18 protein-coding genes and 1 pseudogene are annotated in these 22,825 nt (G+C 41.2%); 9 read left to right on the top strand and 10 right to left on the bottom strand.

Features of this window, described 5'->3' with window-relative positions; all coding sequences use genetic code 11:
• Window positions 1–322: 322 nt before the first annotated feature.
• Complete coding sequence (locus WA1_RS27250) at window positions 323–2,377, bottom strand: BamA/TamA family outer membrane protein (RefSeq protein ID WP_017745567.1); 2,055 nt, start codon at window positions 2,375–2,377, stop codon at window positions 323–325.
• A 154-nt stretch (window positions 2,378–2,531) separates the two neighbouring features.
• On the opposite strand from WA1_RS27250, the gene WA1_RS27245 reads away from it, so the two are divergent.
• The 5 genes and pseudogenes from WA1_RS27245 to WA1_RS60320 all read left to right on the top strand — a co-directional run bounded on the left by WA1_RS27245 (window position 2,532) and on the right by WA1_RS60320 (window position 8,827).
• Window positions 2,532–3,908 carry a lipid-A-disaccharide synthase-related protein gene (locus tag WA1_RS27245; RefSeq protein ID WP_017745566.1) on the top strand — a complete coding sequence of 459 codons (1,377 nt, stop codon included), beginning with the start codon at window positions 2,532–2,534 and terminating at the stop codon, window positions 3,906–3,908.
• Between the two features lie 102 nt (window positions 3,909–4,010).
• Entirely contained in the window at window positions 4,011–6,824 is a 2,814-nt protein-coding gene (locus tag WA1_RS27240) for a hybrid sensor histidine kinase/response regulator (protein ID WP_017745565.1), read from the top strand.
• Between the two features lie 56 nt (window positions 6,825–6,880).
• Window positions 6,881–8,200 carry a hybrid sensor histidine kinase/response regulator gene (locus WA1_RS27235; protein WP_017745564.1) on the top strand — a complete coding sequence of 440 codons (1,320 nt, stop codon included), beginning with the start codon at window positions 6,881–6,883 and terminating at the stop codon, window positions 8,198–8,200.
• Between the two features lie 245 nt (window positions 8,201–8,445).
• Window positions 8,446–8,646: pseudogene (locus WA1_RS61830) on the top strand (DUF3011 domain-containing protein); the annotation flags it as partial.
• A gap of 40 nt (window positions 8,647–8,686) precedes the next feature.
• Window positions 8,687–8,827 carry a hypothetical protein gene (locus WA1_RS60320; RefSeq protein ID WP_017745563.1) on the top strand — a complete coding sequence of 47 codons (141 nt, stop codon included), beginning with the start codon at window positions 8,687–8,689 and terminating at the stop codon, window positions 8,825–8,827.
• Window positions 8,828–9,533: 706 nt separating this feature from the next.
• Here WA1_RS60320 and WA1_RS27230 read toward each other — a convergent pair.
• From WA1_RS27230 to WA1_RS27220, 3 genes are all read right to left on the bottom strand, one after another.
• Window positions 9,534–10,964, bottom strand: a complete 1,431-nt coding sequence (locus WA1_RS27230) for a lamin tail domain-containing protein (protein ID WP_272819242.1) — start codon at window positions 10,962–10,964, stop codon at window positions 9,534–9,536.
• Between the two features lie 276 nt (window positions 10,965–11,240).
• Window positions 11,241–12,236, bottom strand: a complete 996-nt coding sequence (locus WA1_RS27225) for an endonuclease/exonuclease/phosphatase family protein (protein WP_017745561.1) — start codon at window positions 12,234–12,236, stop codon at window positions 11,241–11,243.
• Between the two features lie 530 nt (window positions 12,237–12,766).
• On the bottom strand, window positions 12,767–13,876 hold the full coding sequence (locus WA1_RS27220) for a pentapeptide repeat-containing protein (protein ID WP_017745560.1): 1,110 nt from the start codon (window positions 13,874–13,876) through the stop codon (window positions 12,767–12,769).
• A 508-nt stretch (window positions 13,877–14,384) separates the two neighbouring features.
• On the opposite strand from WA1_RS27220, the gene WA1_RS27215 reads away from it, so the two are divergent.
• Together WA1_RS27215 and WA1_RS27210 are read left to right on the top strand one after the other, a co-directional pair.
• Window positions 14,385–15,887 (top strand): flavin monoamine oxidase family protein, encoded by a 1,503-nt coding sequence (locus tag WA1_RS27215; RefSeq protein WP_026134903.1) that lies wholly within the window; start codon window positions 14,385–14,387, stop codon window positions 15,885–15,887.
• A gap of 326 nt (window positions 15,888–16,213) precedes the next feature.
• A complete protein-coding gene (locus WA1_RS27210) occupies window positions 16,214–16,999 on the top strand; it encodes a PAP/fibrillin family protein (protein WP_017745558.1) in 786 nt (261 codons plus the stop codon).
• 83 nt (window positions 17,000–17,082) lie between these two features.
• On the opposite strand, the gene WA1_RS27205 is transcribed toward WA1_RS27210, so the two are convergent.
• From WA1_RS27205 to WA1_RS27190, 4 genes are all read right to left on the bottom strand, one after another.
• Window positions 17,083–17,298: a hypothetical protein gene (locus tag WA1_RS27205; protein WP_017745557.1), complete on the bottom strand. Its 216-nt coding sequence runs from the start codon at window positions 17,296–17,298 to the stop codon at window positions 17,083–17,085.
• 369 nt (window positions 17,299–17,667) lie between these two features.
• The gene (locus WA1_RS27200; RefSeq protein ID WP_272819241.1) at window positions 17,668–17,955 is read right to left on the bottom strand and encodes a type II toxin-antitoxin system VapC family toxin; all 288 of its coding nucleotides are present in this window, start codon (window positions 17,953–17,955) and stop codon (window positions 17,668–17,670) included.
• Window positions 17,943–18,164: a hypothetical protein gene (locus WA1_RS27195; RefSeq protein WP_017745556.1), complete on the bottom strand. Its 222-nt coding sequence runs from the start codon at window positions 18,162–18,164 to the stop codon at window positions 17,943–17,945. Before WA1_RS27195 ends, WA1_RS27200 begins: the two co-directional genes overlap by 13 nt.
• Window positions 18,165–18,295: 131 nt before the next feature.
• Window positions 18,296–18,631 (bottom strand): hypothetical protein, encoded by a 336-nt coding sequence (locus WA1_RS27190; protein ID WP_148662780.1) that lies wholly within the window; start codon window positions 18,629–18,631, stop codon window positions 18,296–18,298.
• A 26-nt stretch (window positions 18,632–18,657) separates the two neighbouring features.
• Here WA1_RS27190 and WA1_RS27185 point away from each other — a divergent pair, with 26 nt between their 5' ends.
• Window positions 18,658–18,963: a hypothetical protein gene (locus WA1_RS27185; protein ID WP_017745554.1), complete on the top strand. Its 306-nt coding sequence runs from the start codon at window positions 18,658–18,660 to the stop codon at window positions 18,961–18,963.
• A gap of 5 nt (window positions 18,964–18,968) precedes the next feature.
• Window positions 18,969–19,454 carry a PIN domain-containing protein gene (locus WA1_RS27180; RefSeq protein ID WP_017745553.1) on the top strand — a complete coding sequence of 162 codons (486 nt, stop codon included), beginning with the start codon at window positions 18,969–18,971 and terminating at the stop codon, window positions 19,452–19,454.
• A 541-nt stretch (window positions 19,455–19,995) separates the two neighbouring features.
• Here the strand turns inward: WA1_RS27180 and WA1_RS27175 are convergent.
• Window positions 19,996–20,301 (bottom strand): DUF6932 family protein, encoded by a 306-nt coding sequence (locus WA1_RS27175; protein ID WP_017745552.1) that lies wholly within the window; start codon window positions 20,299–20,301, stop codon window positions 19,996–19,998.
• A 293-nt stretch (window positions 20,302–20,594) separates the two neighbouring features.
• Entirely contained in the window at window positions 20,595–22,607 is a 2,013-nt protein-coding gene (locus WA1_RS27170; protein ID WP_026134900.1) for an NAD-binding protein, read from the bottom strand.
• Window positions 22,608–22,825: the final 218 nt, after the last annotated feature.

The following is a 22,825-nucleotide window of genomic DNA, read 5'->3' as shown; positions in this document are numbered from 1 at the left end:
AAAGCCTTACTTAGACTTTATTCTATCCAACGATCTGTCGCATTCTTTTTTCAAATTGGTATGGTTATGTTAATACTGCATTTTCAACTACAAAACCGGAAACTCCGGTTTCAAGTCTTGAGTCTAACCTGGATTTTTAGCGATCGCAAATCATAATAATCAATTTTCCATCTAACAGATGCTCCACTTTGTTTTTAACTCCCATCATATACTTACTGCTTAGCACTCAGCTACTCAAGGCTACTAGATCCCCAACTTCTTGCAGAAGTCGGGGATCTAATCGACAATCACCAATCCAAAATCCAAAATCCAAAATCCAAAATTAAAAGCGGTGACCGATACCAAAGTGCAATCTGCTTTCACCTTGGTCATTCAAACCAAAGTCAGCCCGAATCAGACCTAAAGGTGAATCGAAGCGCAAACCAGCCCCATAACCAAAACCAGTCCCTGGTTTATCCCGAACTCCTCCAGGATTATCTAATACAGTCTCGCCAGAACCTAAATCTGAGGCAAAATCAGCAAATACCACACCTCCCAATGCATCCAAGACAGGGATGGGGAAACGGTATTCTGCAGAAGCCAAGACGTAAGTGCGACCGCTAGCAATATCACCACCATCATAACCGCGTACTGAATTAGGGCCACCTAAGTTAAAGGTTTCATAAGGTGGTAAATCGCCAAGCACTGTTCCTGCTTGTAAGTTCAAAGCAACGACTTGCGGTTTTTTAGATTCAAATAGCTTAAAGGGCGTAAACTGAGTGTAGTTTGCCTTGATGCGATTCATGGAAATTTGTCCGTTTCCGATCGGAACTGATTGTTCAGTACTGAGTTTCAGTATGGAACCGCTTGTTGGATTTGAGGGGTTGTCTCGGAAATCTTTGGTAGCAGTGAAAGACACGGTAGCCAAATCATCAATACCACTACCGCTAAAAGACAGTTGATTACCCTGTTCGTCAAAGGGTGAGATCGTCCCTTCGCGATCGCGAATACTTACACGGGTATAATTGAAACCCAAAGAAGTATCCCAATCATCAATTGGTCGTTGGAAGCTAATACTACCGCCAATCTTTCCTTCCCGAATGCGATCGCCGTCAGCCAGTTTAACGTCACCATCAAAAGTGTCAGAAAGTCCCCGTTTGCGAAAGGTGGTTATGCTGTAGCCCAAGCGGTCTGGATTTGATGCGCGGTAGGGGCTAGTGAACTTAGTTTCAAACTGGATATCGCGACGACCAACTTGAACATTCACACCTAATATATCGTTACTACCACCGACATTTCGGTCATTATACGTGAGCGTACCTACTATTCCTTGGTCAGCACTGTAATTGCCACCTACGTTAACAGAACGTGCGCCTAATTCCCTCAGTTGGTAAATGACATCAAGTTTTGTTGCATCACCCTCGAAAGCAACATTCACATTTTCAAACAATCCAGTTTTATACAGTTGCTGTAAGTCCTGCTTGACAACACTTTCTTGAAAAAGTTGACCCGATTTTAGTTTGAGTTGTTGGCGCAAGAAATCTTGTTTGGTACGTCCCGTGATAGGCTTACCCTTGTCATCAACTGTTTTGCCTTCTTCGTTGACAAAGCGAAATTGAACGCTACCAACAACACCTTCGCCAACGTTGACAGTCAGAATACCATCTTGAGTTGGAGTTATTGATATAACTCGTGCAATTTTATAACCATTGTCAGCGTACCATTTATTGATTTGTTCTACGACCGCCTTCAAACCATTGGGGCTGATGGCTGTTCCTACTTGGGATTGAAAACGTTCCCAAGCAACTTGATAAGTCAGTGCTTTAGCTCCAGAAAGTTGGATGGAACGCACAATCACAGGTTGAACTTGATAGACAACATTTAAACCTGTTGGTGTCGTATTACTATTAACGCGGGCATTGATAAATAAACCCGTGTCTAAAATAGCTGCAACATCTTGCTGTAGCTGATTTTGGCTCGTTTCACCGCCAGCTTGAGTTTTGATTTTGCTGCGAATAACTTGCTCTAATTCTTCAGTTGCACCCTCTATTTTTACATCTGTCGCTGTCACGACCAAATCAGTTGAGGGGGACTGAGGGAGTGAGGGAGTGGGTGACTGAGGGACTGAGGGAAAAAACTCTTGTACAATTTTCTCCTTTTCTACCGTGCCCCCCTTGTCCCCAATCTCGGATTTTTGAGAAAATGGTTCTACGACTATAGTTTCTGGTTTAGCGATCGCTTCCGATTGAACGGGTGTTTCTTCCGCTGTGGGAACTACAATATTGTTGACATTCTCAGCTTGAGTGGGAACATTAGAAGGAGCAGCTATTGCTTGTTGAGTGACGGTGCTAGCCGTCAAAGTCACTAGAGTAAAAATTGCAGCAGAAGAAACTCGCATAATACTAGCCTGATTGACTGGGAGTTAGTGTGAAATTCTGTACAGAGGTTAGGCGATGCGGATAGTACTAACTTCCAGCTGCTTCGCCGATTATTGATACCCCCATGTATCCCTCTTATCCCAAAAGACAGTAAACTTTAAGTTTTTGTTTCTCATGAGCGATCTATCACAGCTACCCCTAGCCTCTCAGTACCAAAACGAAACTTCTCGCTTGCGATTACTTGCTATTAGTAACGGACACGGGGAAGATGTTATAGCCGTTCGCATTTTGCAGGAACTCCAGCAACAACCCAATCCACCAGAGATTGTAGCTTTACCAATAGTAGGACAGGGACACGCCTACCATCAGTTAGATATTCCCATCATTGGTTCGGTACGCACTATGCCTAGTGGTGGTTTTATATATATGGATGGACGCCAATTTGTGCGAGATGTGCATGGTGGTTTGTTACAACTGACGTTCGAGCAAGTAAAAACTATACGCAACTGGGTTAACACTCAACAAAGATTGGGGTATAAAAATGCTGTCTTAGCGGTAGGAGATATTGTTCCACTGTTATTTGCATCTTTAAGCAGTACCAACTACGCTTTTGTGGGGACGGCAAAATCGGAATATTACGTGCGAGATGAAATTGGAATATTAAAACGGAAAAACCCATCCACATGGTGGGAAAATTTTTCCGGCTCGGTTTATCACCCTTGGGAACGTTGGCTGATGAGTCGTCCTCGTTGCAAAGCCGTATTTCCAAGAGATGCACTCACATCAGCGGTATTGACAAATTTCTCTATTCCTGCATTTGATTTGGGTAACCCCATGATGGATGGGTTGGAACCGTCTTTTCCCTCTCAACGATTTTACAACCTGAATGCAGAACAAGAGGAAGTGGTTCGACCTCTGATTGTGACTTTGTTACCAGGTTCCCGTCCTCCAGAAGCTTACGATAACTGGCATCAAATCACGATCGCTGTCTCTGCTGTAATGGCACTGTTTCAGGAGCGAGATTTTATGGGATATTCTTCTAAGACAGTGGTATTCTTGGGAGCGATCGCACCCAGCTTGCATTTTGAAAGCATGCGCCAAATGCTGCAATCTCAAGGCTGGCGTCCCCATGCAGAACCACCAGTGACAATTGCCGATAAAAATGCGCTGTCATTTAAACAGAAAAATGCTTATTTTGTACTGACTCAAAATGCTTATAATGATTGTCTGCATATGGCGGATTTAGCCATTGCAATGGCGGGAACAGCAACAGAACAATTTGTAGGTTTGGGCAAACCTGCGATTATCTTTCCCGGAAAAGGACCTCAATTTACGGCTGCCTTTGCTGAAGCGCAAAGTCGTCTTTTAGGACCCTCAGTAATTCTCATTCAAGACCCAGAAGCTACTGCTAGTGTAGTGCGAAGTCTCCTATACAATCCCGATAGTTTACACGTTATTGCAGAAAATGGCGTGCGGAGGATGGGAAAACCAGGTGCTGCTAGACGGATTGCTGAGTGTTTGATGGAGCAATTGGGTCAGGAGATAATATAGTAATTATAACATTTCTTTCTTGATTTAGCTTGTGCGCTGATAGGATGGTTCAAAAAACGGGAACATTATAGGTCAGGAACCATTCTTAATTGGCAATGCTAAGTGAACACCTCTACAACCCATACAGAGAAAAGAATCCCCGCAGATAAAAAATGGTCGCTTCGGCTGGTTTTGGTCGTACCGTTTGTGGTGCAAGTTTTTGCAGCAGTAGGAGTAACCGGATGGCTGTCGCTACGCAACGGTCAACAAGCAGTTAACGACGTTGCGACTCAATTGAGGAGTGAAACAAGCCAACGCATTAAACACCAGATTTTGACCTACTTGGATGAACCCCATAAGATGAATGAAGTGGTTGCGTCTAGTATCAAAAGCTGGCAACATAACAGAACTAACTATTCTGAGTTAGAGAGTTACTTATGGTATCTAGTGCAACAAGACATAGTGAGCTTTATTCAATTTAGTAGCGTTCAAGGAGAATCCGTTGGGGTTGAACGTGAGGTAGGTGGTGAAGTCATTGTCAAATATAAAGACCAAACGACTACCCCAAAAAGAAACGTTTATAAGCTTGATAATCAAGGTAGACGAGTTAAGTTGATTGAAGCCCAGGACTACGACTCGCGGACTCGACCTTGGTACAAAGCAGCGGTGAAAGCGAAGAAACCAATTTGGAGTGAGTTCTTTAGGCGTGCAAGTCATTCATCTGTAGCGACTTCTTTGAACAATCCCGTCTACAGTGAAACAGGTCAACTCCTTGGAGTTGTGAACAACTTGTTTGATATAGAGAAAATCCATCGCTTCCTGCGAGAGATAAAGATAGGTCGTATGGGACAGACCTTCATTATCGAACGCTCTGGGAATTTGGTAGCTAGTTCGGTTATCAAAGAGTCATTTATGATTCAAGGGAAGGAGGTAGAGAGGATCGACGCAAAGAATGCTAACAATCCTATAATTCGCGCTACAGCCCGGTCTTTACAAAAGTACGTAGGCAACTTCAGCACCATCAACAGTGGTCAACAACTAGATTTTATCTTTGATGGCGAACGACAATTCGTGCAAGTGGTTCCCCTACAAGATGGTCGAGGAATTGACTGGCTCATTGTGGTCGTAGTGCCAGAATCGGACTTTATGGAACGCATCAATGCCAATACCCGTACCACAATTCTATTGTGTTTGGGAGCTTTAGTACTAGCTTCTGTGGTTGGTGTTTTCACTTCTCGTTGGATTAGCCGTCCTATCTTACGCTTGAAAAACGCTTCTGCTGCTATAGCCAATGGGAATTTAGACCAAAAAGTGAAGGTGGGAAACATAGCAGAATTGGGGGTATTGTCAAGCTCTTTTAACCAAATGGCACAACAGTTGCGTGAGTCCTTCAGTGCTTTAGAAAAGACGAATCAGGAACTAGAAGCACGAGTAGATGAGCGAACTGTGGAACTCAAAGCAGCTAAAGAAGCTGCAGATACAGCTAATAAAGCTAAAAGCGAATTTTTGACAAATATGAGCCATGAACTCCGTACACCACTGAATGGCATTTTAGGATACGCACAAATTTTGCGTCGTTCGGAACCTTTAACGGAAAAAGGTCGTAAGGGAACCGAAATTATTTATCAGTGCGGTTCTCATTTGTTGACTTTAATCAACGATATTTTAGACCTTTCAAAAATTGAAGCTCAAAAAATGGAGCTTTATCCAAATAATTTTCATTTTTTATCCTTTTTAGAAGGTGTTGTGGAAATTTGTCGCCTTCGTGCCGAACAGAAAGGTATTACATTTATTTATCAAGCGGATTTCCATCTTCCACAAAGTATTCATGCGGATGAGAAAAGATTGCGTCAGGTTTTAATTAATCTACTGGGTAATGCTGTGAAGTTTACCGATACGGGAGGAGTGACTTTTAGTGTCAAGGTTTTAGAAAACCAAGAAATGACTCAAAAAGACGCTGTTCAAAATTCACCTTCAAAACCTATAACTAGGATAGTTCGATTTCAAGTTCAAGACACGGGGGTTGGTTTACAAGAGGAACAATTGCAGAAAATATTTGTACCTTTTGAGCAAGTAGGCGATGTGAAAAAGCAAGCAGAAGGTACGGGTTTGGGACTACCTATTAGCAACAGGATTGTATCGCTTATGGGTAGCACTTTGAAAGTGGAAAGTGAATTGGGTAAGGGCAGTACTTTCTGGTTTGATGTGGAGTTGCAGGAAGCCAAAGATGGGTTGATGGGATCGAGAGTGACTCTCTACGGTACAATTGCTGGTTATCAAGGAGCAAAACGAAGAGTTTTAATTGTAGATGATAAATGGGAAAATCGCTCGGTTATTATCAATATGTTAGAACCAATTGGTTTTGAAGTCGCTGAAGCCAGTAACGGGGAACAAGGTTTAGACAAAGCTAAAATCTTGAAACCTGACGTAATTATCACTGATTTGGTGATGCCTGTGATGCATGGTTTTGAGTTGATCAAACAGTTACAGCAGTCTCCAGAACTTAAAAATATTGTAGCGATCGCATCCTCCGCTAGTGTGTTTGATGCCGATCTGTTCAAGAGTATGGAAGCTGGTGCTAGTGACTTTTTGCCCAAGCCCGTGCAGGCTGATATGCTGTTAGAAATGCTTCGCAAACATCTGCAACTGGAATGGGTTTATCAAGAGAAACAACAAGACAAATTGAGTAAAGATGAAACACCAAGAAATTCTCAAGTCACTTCTTCTGAAATTGAACTACCACAAGGTAATATACTGGCTCAACTCCACGAACTTGCTCAAAAAGGAGATTTTGATGAATTGACAGCAATAGCTGAAATGCTCAAACAGCAAGATATCCAATTTACCCCGTTTGCTGAAAAGTTGATTGAATTAGCAGAGGCTTGTCAAGTGAAACAAGTTCAGGAATTCATCGGAAAGTATTTTGATAATAAGTAATTTATAACACTTTTCTTGCGATTTTTGCTAATTTTTAGTAAAATTTATATTCGATTATGATATCAAATTTAACAGAAGAATTTATTTTAATTGTGGATGACAAACCCACGAATTTATCTGTTTTAAAGCAAGCATTAAAAAGTGTTGGATTGAAAATACGGTTAGCTGCGGATGGGGAAAGTGCTATCAAGCAAATCAAGCAAGAACCACCAGCTTTGATTCTTCTTGATGTGGAAATGCCAGGAATCAATGGTTTTGAAACTTGTTCTTTGTTAAAAGCAGATCCTTTAACTCAAGGCATTCCCATAATTTTTATGACTGCTTTAGCTCATACTGAAAATAAGGTCAAAGGGTTGTCTTTAGGAGCGGTAGACTATATTACTAAACCTTTTGAAGAAGAGGAGGTGATAGCACGAGTCAAAGTTCAACTACAATTGCAAAAATTGACTAAATCGCTTGCAGAAAAGAACTTTCAATTGATGCAATTAACTGAAGATTTAGAGCAACGAGTGACAGAACGTACCGCAGCTTTACAAAAGACGCAAGTACAACTCGTACAGCAAGAGAAATTATCTATGTTGGGTCAGTTAGTTGCAGGAGTAGCGCACGAACTCAACAATCCTATTGGTTGCATTATCAGCAATCTTGCTCCCGCAAAACAGTATTTTGCTTCTCTGACTCAAGCTTTAAAACTTTACCAACAATATTGTCCAGAAATACCAGAACTACAACAAGCACTTGAAGCTGAGGACATTGAGTTTGCGATTGAAGATTTTCCTAAATTACTGGATTCAATGCAATTGAGTGGCGATCGCATTAAAGATATTTCAGTATCACTGCGAAACTTCTCGCGATTGGATGTCAGCACAAAAGTTCCGACAAATTTGCATTTAGGGTTAGATAGCACTCTAGTTATTTTACGGCATCGCCTTAAAGCTAGAGATAGACGTCCGGAAATTCAAGTCATCAGACAATATGGCGACTTACCAGAAGTGAAGTGCTATCCAGGGCAAATCAATCAAGTGTTTATGAATTTACTTGCCAATGCTATTGATGCAGTTGAGGAATGCTTTGACCCTGAAGGTACAAATGTCAATCTTGGATGTCAAAATCAGCCAAGTATCAGCATTCTGACCGAACAACCTGATGAGAAAAAAGTCATCATTTGTATTACCGATAATGGCAAAGGAATGACAGATGTAGTCAAACAGCAAATTTTTGCACCCATGTTTACCACCAAACCAATCAGCAAGGGAACAGGTTTAGGTTTATCGATCGCGCATCAGATTGTAGTAGAGCGACATGGCGGTCAACTCAGTTTTGTTTCTAAGTTGGGACATGGTACAAAATTTTTTATTGAACTACCGCTTGTTTAAAGTATGTTGATATCTCATCCAGTAAGTTGGGTTGAGGAAGGAAACCCAACCTACAAAATTATCGGATTTTAGCGGTTTCAGTCATTATCGTTATAAAGCATAACAACGGGTTTCAAAATGTAGATATATCGATCGTCACCCATAAAACGTATAAGGTTATGACTTCAGATACAGGCAAGTGTTTTTATAAATTTGGGAAAATTATTATAGTTAGTTTTTATTCTTAAAGAGATCTAACATTTAATATGGTCATCCGTTTTCCGATAATGGCTGCTACCTTTATAGCGACTAGCCTTAGTCTAGGCATACTTTTTAGCTTTGCCGATGCTGCTTCTGCTCAAAACGTCATCACTTGTGAAAGCCGTGATAATCGGAGAAATACTTGTTCGATAAATACAACAGGTCGTGTCAGGTTTGTTAGGCAATTGTCCGATCGTAGTTGTAGAGGAAATTGGGGCTATAACAGAAACCGCATTTGGGTGAGGAATGGTTGTCGAGCAGAGTTCTCAGTTAGCGAGCGCAGATACGACAGAAATGATAGATACAACAGAAATGACAGATACGACAGAAATGGCAGATACGACAGAAATGACAGATACCGCAGATAGGGAAAAGACGTTTTTGTAGTAACTGAGTAATAGTGAGATAAGCGTTGGCTCTGGTTTTTCTCCTGCGGTCTTGTGTTCTTGCCGTATTGAGTTGGGTTCAGGACTTACGCAAAAACCGGGTTTCTTTACCAAAAATTGTCGTTTCAGCCATGAGTCTCTGTCCAGAAACCCGGTTTCTTTCGTGTGAGTGCGTAAGTCCTGGGGTTGAACGCTCGTGTTAACCAACCAATACTTGTAAATAATTGGGCATAATTAAACGTAACAGGACAGGTAATTTAAAGACCAACAATTGCTGGACTGCATTTTGGGGCTTTATTCAGGTAAAGAGAAGATATCTACCTTTTGCGTACTAGTTTGTGTTATCCGGCTGTCGGACAAAGCAGAACTCGTTCATTTATCACTACACTTCCTTTAGGCTTCGATTGTATTGTAGAAATTAATGAAAATGGTAAGCTAAAAATTCTTTAACTTGCACAACCTCAGTCAACTCAACTCTTGTGGGACGGGCGTCCTCGCCCGTTCTACTGTGCATTCTTAGAGCGCAACAGCTGAGAGCAAATTCATTTATAACCTGACATGAAAGCTCATACAGCAGTTTTCACTTAAATGAACCACACCGTTTGTAGGGGCGCAATGCCTTGCGCCCCTACGGCTGAGATTTATTTACCTGAGAATGGCTGTAAGGTCCAATTTCTCTCGAATAAAGGAACCACTGTTAACTTCAACTAAAAGTTAATGACCTCTCCCTCTGCAGCTTTGTTGTAAAACACCGAAGCAACCATTTCCCCATCTGGACTATAAAGTACAATCCGACCACCTGAGTTACCTAATTGCATGGACTGAGGACTGTTTGTTCTTACAGAAAACTGTTTCTGTTCGTTAGCTGCTAAGTTACCTTCCAGCATCCGCCGCCGTCCCACTTTATCGGTAACAAACCAACCGTCTAACGATATTGATTCTGAAGAAGTATTTTTTAGCTCCACCCATTCACTCGATTGAGATCCTTCTGGATTGGGGAGGGCAGCCACTACAACAACTGAACCACTTTGCAAGAGTTCATCATTAATTGGTCGTAATACTGGCGTACTACCAGGTCGTGGTAAAGGTTCAAAATCCCCACCGCGAAATTCAGGATAAAAAGAACGGATGTGCTTACCCCGTTTGTTATCTTCTGTTGTTTCTCGGTAAATTACCAAATTGTAATTTCCGCCTTGAATTGTTACGTTTCGCCGTTCGTTGTCAGTTAAGTTCTGAATTGACTCGTAGTAGGCTACAGTTCCCAAAGCCATATCGCACTCTGGGCTAGTGCCAACAAAAAAACCACCACGTTCTTTAAAAACTTGGGAGACAGGATTGCCCCTCATGTTGCTGAGCGTCCATGTCATCTGTAACGTCACGACATTGGGATTGCGTACCTCGGATACACCACGTAATTTATACTGAGTGCCGAGGAAGTTCACCCGCCCTTTAGCCTCATCCAAATAGAATTTCACCCAATTGTGGTAGCCACTTATTTCTCCCCAACCGGGACCACCCCGACGGTTGAACTTACCTTCACCAACAAACACGTGCTCAAATCCAGAACAATAAAATACAACATCGTTGCCGAAGTAGTTGGTGAAAGGCTCAAACCACATCATATAAAGTTCTTTCTTGAACTTGTCTTTTGACATTGGTTTTCCGAGACCTTCTGTAATGTACTTGTATGCCAACTGCATGGGTTCAGTATTCAAGAGTAAATCTAAAAAAGCATTGATTTCCTCGTCTTCTTGTTCTGTAAAGTCTTCTGGATCGCGATAATTAACTACATAGTTATCGAATAGCTTAATCATCGCTGCATAAGTAGGTTCTGAAAAGCGAGATTCTTTGACTTTGCTAAAGAGGGGGCGAGTTGCCAAGTCAGACCATGGATCTCCTGCTGCTTTTACCTGATGGTCAAGTAATATATCGGCATTCGGGTCAACCCAGTTTCCTTTATCATCGCGTACACTTACGGAAAAGCTATTCTTGTCAGCTTTCCAAATGCGATCGTAAATTGTTGGATCGGCAGCCATCTTGTTTGTACTCCTTTGAATTTTTGTGATATTTGAGGTAAGCCCTGAAAGGATGACGTCGCGATCGCACTTCCCTGTCAAGGTGGATAAAAGCTTCAGCACATCAATAGCTCTCTCGTCTCTTACCTCTGTGTACTCTTCGACTTAGCGGTTAAATAAATTACTTTTCAACCGCTCCAGGCGCAGAGTACACAGAGAAAAAAGAAGAGGAATTGCCTTCTGAATCAAAATTTTATGAGCCATTTTGAGGGGCTACCAGATCCCCGACTTCTTCAAGAAGTCGGGGATCTAGACCATTATGTTGTCTGTAGACGAAAAGCGATCAACGATTGATTTCCTACTCCCTACTCCCCACTCCCCACTCCCTATTTCCATGAATTACAGGTCAAAGATTGCGGTAATAGGTGCATGGTCAGAGCCTGGTTTTCCTCGTCTTAAATTTGGGTCGTTGCTAATGGAGGGTAGTGCATCCATAACATTGACATGACTATCGACTACTGGTAATTTGCGAGGTTGACCCGGTAGTAGCTCTTGACTGACAAAGATATGATCGATTAGCTCTTTGTTGCTCTGGTAAATACGGGAGTATCGCCTCTCCTCAGAAATTAGAGGAGCTAAGTTAAATAATCTAGTATCATCTCCTTTATCTGGGCGTTCAAACCCATTTGTACCTATCTCATTACCACTTGAACCTTGTAGAATCTGGGTTGTAGCAGCAGATGTGACATCGTTCATATCCCCTAGGAGGATCAGACCCTGGGTAGCACTCTTTTCCAATAAATCATTTGCTTTGACACGTAAAGCCACTGCTTCTGCTGTTCGCTTTAAAAGTGCCAATCCAGCAACTCGGCTGCGCTCATTTTCATCTTTTGGAGTAAATCGCGACTGATTTACGGTTGAAGGAAAAGTCAACAGCTTAGATTTCAAATGAGCATTGATAAGATGAATGGAAAAGTTTTCTTTAGGTTTGACAAGAATGCGGAGAGACCCCCGACTCATACGGGTAATTTCAGTTATGGTATCTTCAGACTCTTGAGAGAGTACTTTGATAAGGCTACCTTCAGGAAAATCTACTATATCCTCATGCTCTTCAACTTTCAATTTTGAAAGAAAGGCAACACGGATTCCACGAGGATCTGGAAATTCGGAGATACGTGTGTGTGGATAGCGCCCTTCAAGACGTGCTACAAGTTCTTCAAATGCCTCCAAATCACCAATCTCTTGGACAGCGAGTACATGAGGATCTAGATCCAAGATAGCGTCAGACAAAGTCTTCAGCTTTTGAGTATACTCTTCTTGGGTTTTGGGACCAAATTCATTGCCAACACGAAATAAGTTCTCTACATTCCAAGTCATGACTTTAAATAATGTCATGTTTTCTCCAGATATTGCAGATAGATTTTGCCATGAAATTGTCTAGTTTATCTATCAGTGTGACTTAATTTAGCCATTAACCAGTAAAACAGTTAAAGCTAAAATACTTAAACAGTTATCAAAGACAAATACAGGTTATCCGCAAACTTCTCAAAAAGAATATTTAGCTTTTAACACGAACTTATAAATGCTGTAACAGCATACTCAATAAAGATTGTGTTTTGAAAGATGACTTACAAAACTAAGCTTGAAAAATCTATTAGTAGTGCATCCCAAGTCTTGTTTTAATCAGCGTTTTACTGTTAAAAAACTAACAAACAAAAGAATTGTTACTTATTTGAGTAGAAAAAGCAAGTGTATTAATACCTTCTTTAAATGAATTTTCAACAAGAAAGCTTGTTAAGTATATTAGACTTCACTATATTTTGTCCCTAGTCTTAAGTTCAGATTAAACCCAAACAAAAGATTAGGTATTAACTAGACTTAAGGTCAGGTAAGTAAGTCGGCACAAATACGATCTATTCTGGCTGCTACTCGCATCTCAACTTTGGCAAAGCGTTTGATGTCTCTAGCAGCTTTGGCGAGTAGTTAGCTTGAACTCCAAATTGCTGAAGCTGTTTTGGAGATTCATACATTTCCCCGTTGGGTAAAATAGCCCCGCTTAAGTCCGCACCAGTAAAGTTGGCTTTTCGTAAGTCCGCACCACTCAGGTTGGCACCACTTAGGTTGGCACTACTCAAGTTAGCTCCTTGCAAGTCCGCATACCTCAAATCCGCACCACTTAAGTAGACATTTCTTAAAGTGGCATTTATGAGGATGGCACTTTTTAGGCAGGCATTTGGCAAGAAGCGATCGCTGAGGTTAGCATTTCTCAGGTCAGCACAGTATAGTTGTATTCCAGTTTCAGCAAACTCTTCTGAGGAAACTCCATTCTTGATTTTCTTGATGATGCGACAGTCGGTCAAACTTAAGTCAGCATTGCTCAGATTGGCATAACCTAATTTAGCACCTTTTAGCTTGACATTACTTAGGTTCGCATAACTTAAGTCAGCTAGCTCCAAGTTCAACTCACTTATAAGTTCTGCATCGCTTAAAAAGCGAATAACACGCCCTTTCCGTTCCCCATCTTTATTTAGCCTGCGGAGCATTGATAACGTGCATGCACGGGAAGCATCTAGTAACGCATTGAGCTTGGGGTCTTTAAAGTCTGTTGTTTCTAATTTTTTAGTAATCAACAGTTTCAATTCTTTATCTATCAACAACTCTGATATATGCTTAAAATAACCAAGCACAGCCTCTTCACGAGAATTGGTATCAACCTGTTCGTGTTCGCTCCGTTGAAATTGGTAAAGCACAATCGGAATCGCCAGTGTACCAACTAACCCCAACCAGTCCCAAAGAGTCTTGGCTGATTGTTCTTGCTTAGTTATCTCTGTGAGCTTGATAATTTTTCCATCTTTAGGATTTATGACTTCCTTTGTCGTCACTGATTTATTCGAGTCCGGTCCAAATCCAACCCAATCAACTCGATACAACGCAGGAAGAATAGCAATAGCTCCAGCAATAGTAAGTCCAATCAAAAATGTAGGCTTTGTCAGCCAAATCTGCTTCTTCTGATTCTGCGTCTTTTCTGGGTTCATGATGGATAACTGTAAAAGTGTATAGTTATATTCATGATTAAAGTTCCCAATTTCTGACAGATAATATCAAATTTGGTTAATGATTGGGCATCGCAACCAAGTAAAGTTGTATCCCATACGTTTCACTTCCATTAAGCTAATAATTCTTTAACTTGCACAGCCTCAGTAAACCTAGCTCTTGTGGTACGGGCGTCCTCGCCCGTCCTAGTACTCGACCAACCCAAAAATGATGGTTGAAGGCAGGTAGGGGAGTAATACTAATCTCCTAAGCGGAAATTATAACCCCGGTTTTTCAAAGAAACCGGGGTTCTGACACCTCAATTATCGTATCCCTTGCAGTATTGACACTCTACTAGCCGTCAGAAAAAGTCAGTTTCCGTCAGTATCCGTAATAAATAGTATTTAATTTATACAAAAAATCTCAAGAATTACGTAATTGTCAGACAGCAAGTTGAATCCTAAATCATCAGACAAACGACAAAACAACTGACCAAAAGGGGATAAAACAATGAACGCTAACATGATTCTTGAACAATGCCAACTGATTAACAGCCAATCCGAGAAGAAGCACATTACAATCTTAGGAGCAGGAATTGCAGGTTTGGTAGCCGCATACGAACTCGAACGCTTGGGACATACTGTTGATATATTAGAAGGTAGCCCCCGCATCGGTGGACGCGTGTGGACACATCGCTTCGGTAACTCGGACGATGCACCTTACGCCGAACTCGGAGCAATGCGTATTCCTAGCGACCACAAATTGACACTGCATTACGTCCAAGAAATGAGATTAACTGACAAGCTGTGCAAGTTTATGACCGTGTTCGAGGAAAGCAACGCCAAAATGAACATCAACGGTCAAGTACTGAAGATGAAAGATGCACCTCGCACACTACAAAAAACAGAAGGCGGTCTGTTGACTGACACGCGTTACAGTGAAAAAACTCGCAATTTTGCGGCTTGGCTCAAAACTATCATTAATACTATTGCTCCTGGTAATCTTCGTTCTGATTTTGAGCGCGACTTGCAATCTCACCTGATGGATGAGTTGGAGCGCTTGGATTTAGATCCCTACTTCAGTGAAGATGGTGAAACCATCGATCTGCATTCCTTCCTGACTCAAAACCCCAGTTTCCGCGCCAAATGCTCCCAAGGATTAGATATCTTCCTTGGTGACATCATGACCGAAACCAGCCATGACTTATTGCAACTCAAAGGTGGAATGGATCAACTGATTCAGCGCTTGGCATTATCAATCAAGGCGGACATTAAGTGTAATGCTGAAGTAGTCGCGCTGCGGGTAGAAAAAGATTATACCCAAATCACCTGGAAACAAAACGGTCAACTCCACACCAAGAACTGCGATTACGTATTATGCACCATTCCATTCTCCGTACTCCGAAAAATGGAGTTGAGCGGTTTTGACGAGCAGAAGTTAGAGTCCATTCACAACACTGTATACTGTCCCGGTACTAAGGTGGCATTTCACACCAAGGAAGCTTTCTGGACAAAAGAAGGTATCAAAGGCGGTGCTTCCTTCAGTGGCGAAGGTGTACGTCAAACCTATTACCCTTCTGTCAAGTTCAACCCAGAGCGTGGTAGCGTTATGTTGGCAAGCTACACTATTGGAGATGATGCCGATCGCATGGGCAAAATGTCAGAACAAGAACGTTTTGACTATGTCCAAAATACAGTCAGCAAGATTCATCCTGAACTGAATGAGACTGGTACGATCATGGACAAAGCCTCAATTGCTTGGGGTAACTACAAGTGGAGTGCAGGCGGATGCACGGTTCATTGGGATGATAGCGAATCCAATTACTTAGCAGCGCAAAGACCCCAAAATACACTGTTCTTTGCGGGCGAACATTGCTCTAGATTCCCTGCATGGTTGCAAGGTTCTATCGAGTCCTCTCTCGAAGCTGTTTGCGACATCGTGAGAAAGAAGCCAGTTACAAAGTCCAGTGCTGTGCCTGCTCACCGCACAAATCGTCAACTAGCAACAGTTTGAACAGTAATCAGTGACCAGTAACCAGTGACCAGTGACCACTCCCTACTCCCTACTCCCTACTCCCCACTCCCCACTCCCTATTTTCAAGACGGAGGTAAGCCGATACGAAAATTTAACAGTTTGTCTGTGTTTTAAACCCTTTGGTTTGTACCCGCCACGTGCGGGTTTTTTGATCGCTGGTCACTGGTCACTGGTCACTGGTCACTGGTCAAGGAAGAGGCAGGGGGCAGGGAGCAGGGAGCGGAGGGGAAACCCCACAAATAAATATGTTCGCATGAATGGGGGATGAGGGGTTTGGGAGCAGTTCCACGAATAAATACGTTCGCATGAGACCGATTGCATGGGCGCGGGGGCTTCCCCAAAGACGGATTTTCTTCCCTCCCCCTGCTAAAACAGCTTTGCGTGAAGCACTGGCTGCTAGTGGTGGGAATACCAAGAACCAAGCTGTCATTGCTGCAATTGAAAATCTCCAATCGCTCAACCCAACAACAGCACCAGCCCACAGTGGTAAATTTATGGATAGTGAATGGTTGTTGATTAGTGCGCCAAATTTTCCTCAAGGCGAGCAACTTGCAGATGGAAGGTTTGCTTACACTCTTGGTCGTCTGGCTTTCAATATGTTTCAACCGACAGAATTAAAAGTGGTGGTTGACCGAGTTCTTCAACCTGTCTTCTTATTAGAAAATGGCGAACAGCGAACTCACGATATTGTGGTTGAATTTACCACCATTGATGCGTCTGTTCCTCAATTATCTGGGCTTGTTCGTAACCAAGGAATATGTCAGCCGATTAGCGCTACGGTACTACAAGTACAATTTACGGGAGGAATTCTTGCACCGCAAGCCCCTACAAAATTAAACGAGTGGAAGGCTATTTTTGGCGAGCAGAGACAGTCTAGAAAGAGAACTTGGAAAGAAAGTTTAACGTCTGGTTTCTTGAAGTTGATGTTTGGTCTAGTTTCTTCAGAATCCATGAATCCAGAAACTGGGGAAGTTTCTTTTAGGATGAAACGCTCTCCAAAAGGGCGTTTAGAAATTCTTTATTTAGATGAGGAATTGAGAATCACTCGTGGGGAACGAGGAACAGTTTTAGTTTGTCAGCGACAACATTAACCCGTCATTTATGCACTTTTAAAACGAATTGATGATATATAGCATTCCTAAGATAAAATAAAAGTAAAAGCTTTTAACAATTCTCAAGGTGACACTACAAATAAACCATCCTGGCATTGATATTCATAATCCCAATAATCCCAAAGTTCATCCAACTTTTTAAACTTCTTAGTTGAATTTGTTTTGTACTTGGTATCTTCCAGAATCGTGACAATCACACGAGCAGAGGATACTTTTGGCTCATCTGTGAGCCATTTAATCTGACCGTTTTCAAGAATAGCTTTATAACTTTTGAGCATTGTTCCTCCTGATTTCAGGATTACTCCTATCCTGCTTAAGATTACTGAATTAAATGAACCGCAAAGACGCAAAGAGCACGAAGAAAGAGGATAAGAAGATCTGTAATCTTATTCAATTTATCTTATGTGTGAAGATACCACTAATCTCCCCTGCTTTCTGTATAACACCGCTATATTGAAGCTGCCGTTGGAGAGCATTTGATATTGTTCAGGAGGATTGTTAAGTAACTCTTCTCATTGGCAAGAACGTTTAGGAGACCACGAAAGATTACGCTTATTTCATCAAGTATGGATCGAGTTCTGAACATTGAGAAAACAAACTATCAATACTGGCTAGCTGCGCTTTATGTGCTAGTGCTGTAGCAATAATCAAACGATCGCGCATGGTCTGACTGCTTGGTGAGCGATTTCAGCAGTCAGAGGAAACAACGTAATACCTGTTGGTTCCAAAGCCTCTTGAAACCAGCGATCGGCACTACAGGGCAAATTCAGTCGTCCCCGTTGTTGCGCGAGAGCAACCTCATAACAGGATACTGGGGAGATACCGACTTTATCAGCAGTTTCAATAGCTTCTCGCCAGTGGGATGGAAATAAATCGAATTCTTGATTGATAAACCAAATCCAGATATGGGTATCGAGAACAATTATTTGAGACATTCCCAATCCTGTTCTTCAATGATGGAGCTAACTAAATCACCCAAAGTTCTACCTTTAAGAGCGATGGAAGCAGGGGGAGTCCGTCGCCTTATTGGTAACGTGGTATCTTCCAGAATTGTGACAATTACACGAGCAGACGATTCTTTTGGCTTATCTGTGAGCCATTTAATCTGATCGTTTTCAAAAATCGCTTCATAACTTTTAAGCATTGTTATCTTTCGCTCGCAAAATGGTATCATTGATAATGTATATCATAAATAATATGGTCTAACTCAGGCGGAAATATCACGAAGTAAGCAGAAAAAAGCTTGTAGATTTTTTGAATTCCAAGGGAACGGTGCTAGTGACATCTCCGACTCATTACTAGTTGTCCCGATGGAAGTTGATACACGCCAGATGGTTCTACAATTGGATCACCTATCTTCCAAGGACGATGCGGTGAGCTTGAGGAATTGTTATCCACATTACGTACAGTACCCGTGGGATAGTTTGAAGGTGATGTGTCTCCAGGACGGTTGGGCAAACCACCAGAACCAGTGATAGTGAAAGTGCCTTCTTGCTTTCCAGTGCGGGCGATGCAACTACTGGCAATGAGTGCATTAGTGTCAATTGGATTTTGCTGCAAATCAGTAAGACTATTTTGTAGAAAGGTAATATCTGGCACTACTTGAGACAAAGCAAGTGGATGAGCTAGTTCAGTAGATGGCTTATACAGTTAAATATTGTATTAATATTTATCAAGAAGATTCTTGGTTTTGCGATAGATTTATGACTAGTAAGGAAGTACTTAGAAGTGTGGCGGCAGAAATTCAATTGTTCAATGATATTGAGCAGAAAGAAACGTTTCTGTTTGTGCTTGGGGCATTATTTTCGCGAGTGATTAGCTTAAAAAAAGCAGCAGAAATTATGGAAATAGAACCTAATGTATTTCTAGAATTATTAGACATGATGGGTCTAGAGTTTTCCTATCTCACTCCACAAGATGTTGCACTTGAAAAGGATTGGTAAGGAATGTGTTGATAGTCTTTAACTCCTCTCCATTAATTTTTCTAGCACGTCTAGGATTTCTAAACACTTTTGTTGACTCTGCCAATGAATTCTATTTACCAACGTTTGTGGCAGAGGAAATCTCTGCTAAATCGGACAAAGCTAGTCAATCTGTGCAAGGGTTGATTGATTCAGGTAAGATAACGCCTAAAGCGATTAAGTTGACTTTTTTAGCCAACAGTCTAAACGCACGGCTAGGTTTAGGAGAGTCAGAAGCAATTGCTTTAGGCATTGAACTACCATGTGATTACATTATTTTAGATGACAACGCGGCTCGAAAAGAAGCAGTTCGGTTAGGACTTCAGGTGAAGGGGACTCTTGCAGTCATCAAGAAACTTCAGGCAGATGGTAAAATTACCATTGATAGCTTAGAGCAACTTTATCAACAGCTAGTAGCGATTAATTTCCGAGTTAAGCGATCGCTGTTTGATAGTATCTTTGAAGATACATAAATAGTAGAAAAAATTTATTGCCCATTGCCTTTATAGAACCACAAGGTGTGGCTCGATTAGGAAATGGGCAATTAGTGATGAGTCGAGAATGTTATAATTGATAAATAATAATGTTTGCAAAACACTTTTTCTTGTCTAAATTCCATGAAAAATTAGGATAAATTTTGAGCATTGTTCGGAAGCAAAGAGCCAACAACTTGAGATGTTCCTAATTCTAGAATTAGACGCTGAGCTTGATGTTTATAGAGTGGCACAGGCAAGGTTTCGGGTAGGTTTTTCAACAATTTTATTATTTATGAAGAGTTTGAACCCACCCATGCAGTTGTTGTAGAAGCCTTAGGAAGAATAGCCGATCCCTCTTGTCTCACCCCCAAGCAGGAACGAATACTGGCTTTCTTGGAAAAGGATTAAGATGCAGCCTTGAAAGAAGCATCCACATTTTCTGCTTGCCGCATCGCCACAAGGCGTTCCAGATAAAAATCATCCATCTTAGCAACAAATTTCCCATCAAAAATCTCAACTCCTAATGTATCTGCTACAGCTAAAAAATCAAGGAAAGATGCATTTTTAATATGAGAGGAGCATTTTTTCTTAGGTAGTTTATATCAACATCATCTCTATCCCAGCACATATCGAAATCTTCTGACTCTAGTTTATTACTAACAAAACTGCCATCTATGTACGCGGTACAACATCCTGCTGCTTTTAATTGTGTCATTACCTCTTCTAAACCTTGTATCATTTTCGCTCGTTTAGGTGTATAACCAAACCTCTCTTGAAACGACCACCAGTCACAAAAGTGAACTCCTGGTGGTAGATTACCATTTTCGTCAAATTTAGGAATCATTATTAAGCAAAAAAAAGAATAAGCAATTTTATTGCCTGTATTATATTATCTGGTAAATATGCAATATATTTTTCTACTACTTGCTGTATCTGAAATAGAGTTTGAGCTTTCTTAATATTTTTTGATTCCTATTTTATTATACTACTGACTGAATTAGAAGTACAATTTATCTGCGTTCGTCTGCGTTCGTCTGCGGTTCCATAACTTTTTTGTGTATTGCACCCAATTGAAAACCGCTATATTGCTGTAAAAATGGGTAGGTACATTTTTACAAATTTTTAATGAGCACGCTCTTACTTAACTGGAAGCAAAGAGCCAACAACTTGAGCTTTTCCTAATTCTAGAATTAGACGCTGGGCTTGATGTTTGTAGAGAGGCAAAGGCAAAGTAGCTGGTAAATTTTTCATCAAATTTCTTGCTACATTAAGACTGCATCCTGAAATTCGGGCAATAACATTGGCACCCTCAAATTTTGCATCTTCTGTTAAAGCTCTTGCAATATGAACTTGCCAATTTTTTAACACAAGCCTGGTGTCCCCCTGTTCAACCCGCTGTAGACCATGGCTTGTTGCTATTACAACCATGCGATCGCCCACAGCTAGACGAATATCTTCAGAAGGCATTAACTTTGGTGTTTCTGCATCTTTTTGGTAGAGAATGGGAACAACACCATAACCACAAGCAACTTCAGATAATAATAAACCATTCAGCGTATCGCCAAGTTCAATATGGTATTCTGTTACCAAGATAGTTGTGCGATCGACACGAAACAAATGAGTAATATTTTCTCCAAATGCTGCTCCAGCAAAAACTTCAGCTGCTACAGAATTCACGCAGAGAATTTGAGCATTCGGCAAGAGTTCAGCCAAATTATCGCTTAATCCTAGCCCTGTGGTACGAACAACCAAATTACTTTCTGGATTTAAATCATAACTCATGAGGCTGACTTCCAAATTCAGCATTTCATCATCAGTCACCACTACAACACTCTTTGCTGTCTTGAGATTTGCCTTAGCAAGAGACACTGCTAGGGAACCATTCAGGAGTGGCATTTTTGGTAAAAGAGATATATCGAAATTTGTATTAAAGGTGATGCCAACAAGCGGCTGTTTATACTCTTGTAAAATCTCTGCAATTCTTTGACCAATTCGACCAAGTCCTACCACAACCACATGATTTTTTTGAGGAACAGGTGGACGCCGCTTAATTAACTGAAACCTAGCGGCTAGTAGTCTTTCTGTCAGAAAACTATAGAGTATTCCTATCAGAACTGTACCACTAATTGTCATCCCCAAGCTAATAAATCGCAACCAAAGAGGAACTGGTTGTGTAAAATCAAATCCTCCAAACAGATCGTTAAATCCTCCTAAGAGGAGCATAATTGAAGTCAAAAAGGAATCTATCAAACTCATTTTGGGATAGGTTAACCGATACAGAATAGTACCCAAGAGTAATAAAAAGACTACAATAGCTCCACAAATCATACCTACCTGCTTGAGCCGATTCTTCTCAGGATTCTGCCAAAATTCAGTTATTTTTTGCTTAATGATGACCCAATTAAGTTGTTTTATGCTTGTTAAGAAATGCCGAGGACTACACCAAGTTTTTTTTATTGGTTGCTCCCAATAAGTGAGATTTAGATTTGTGGCTTCAATAGAAACAATTGTGTCTCCTGGCATAATGCGTGCATCTAATTCCCATTCATCAAATAATTTGAAGGAAGCAGCATCAGATTTATAATGGAGGAGCCGACGGTTGTGAGTGTTAATATCGTATAACAAACGGTTAGTGCACCAAGTGTCTGTTGATGACATAACGCGTTTCACCACCCGCAGCCACTGTCCTTCTAAGTTAAACAATCCTAATGTCTCTGTACCAAGAGCAGCAAGAGCAAAGGCTGGAGCAGGTAACTCTGTTGGTTCAAAAGCAGTAAAGTTTTTTAAATGCTCGCTCAATAACTCATTGAGATTTCTTTTTGAAGAACGGACAACTAAACGAGTTCTGGGATTCAGCTTTCGGATGGCTAAAGCTGTCTCTGCATTGACTTGTTCGTTACTAGTGACTATAAGAGCTGCTCTGCACTGTAGAATTTGGGCTTGTTCTAAAACACTGGAGTGACGACAATCGCCTACGATCAAATTATCCAATAAATCTGGAAGTTGAGAAATTTCCCACTCTTGAGGTAGCTGTTTGTCTATGGCAATGACGCTCACTTCAAACAGCTTCAAGGCAACAATACAATGTTGTCCCAAACTACCCAGCCCACAAACCAAAAACCGATCTAAAAGCACTTCGGTCTTTGCCACTCAATTGAGGGATATTATATCAGGGAGTAGGGAGTGGGGAGTAGGGAGTAGCGGAATATTCCTTTTTCAAGCTTGGTTGTGGGATTTTCCCGTGAAAGACTTTTTTGGGATCTAGATCTTGACTGACATAGGAAAAAATGCTATCTGCTCGCGAGTAGTCCGCTAAATTAATAACCCAATTAGGTCTAGGTCGAAGTGCATAAGTTGGCTTGACTGAC

The sequence above is a fragment of the Scytonema hofmannii PCC 7110 genome (assembly GCF_000346485.2).
Lineage (GTDB): Bacteria > Cyanobacteriota > Cyanobacteriia > Cyanobacteriales > Nostocaceae > Scytonema > Scytonema hofmannii.
This window is presented reverse-complemented; position numbering and strand designations above follow the sequence as displayed.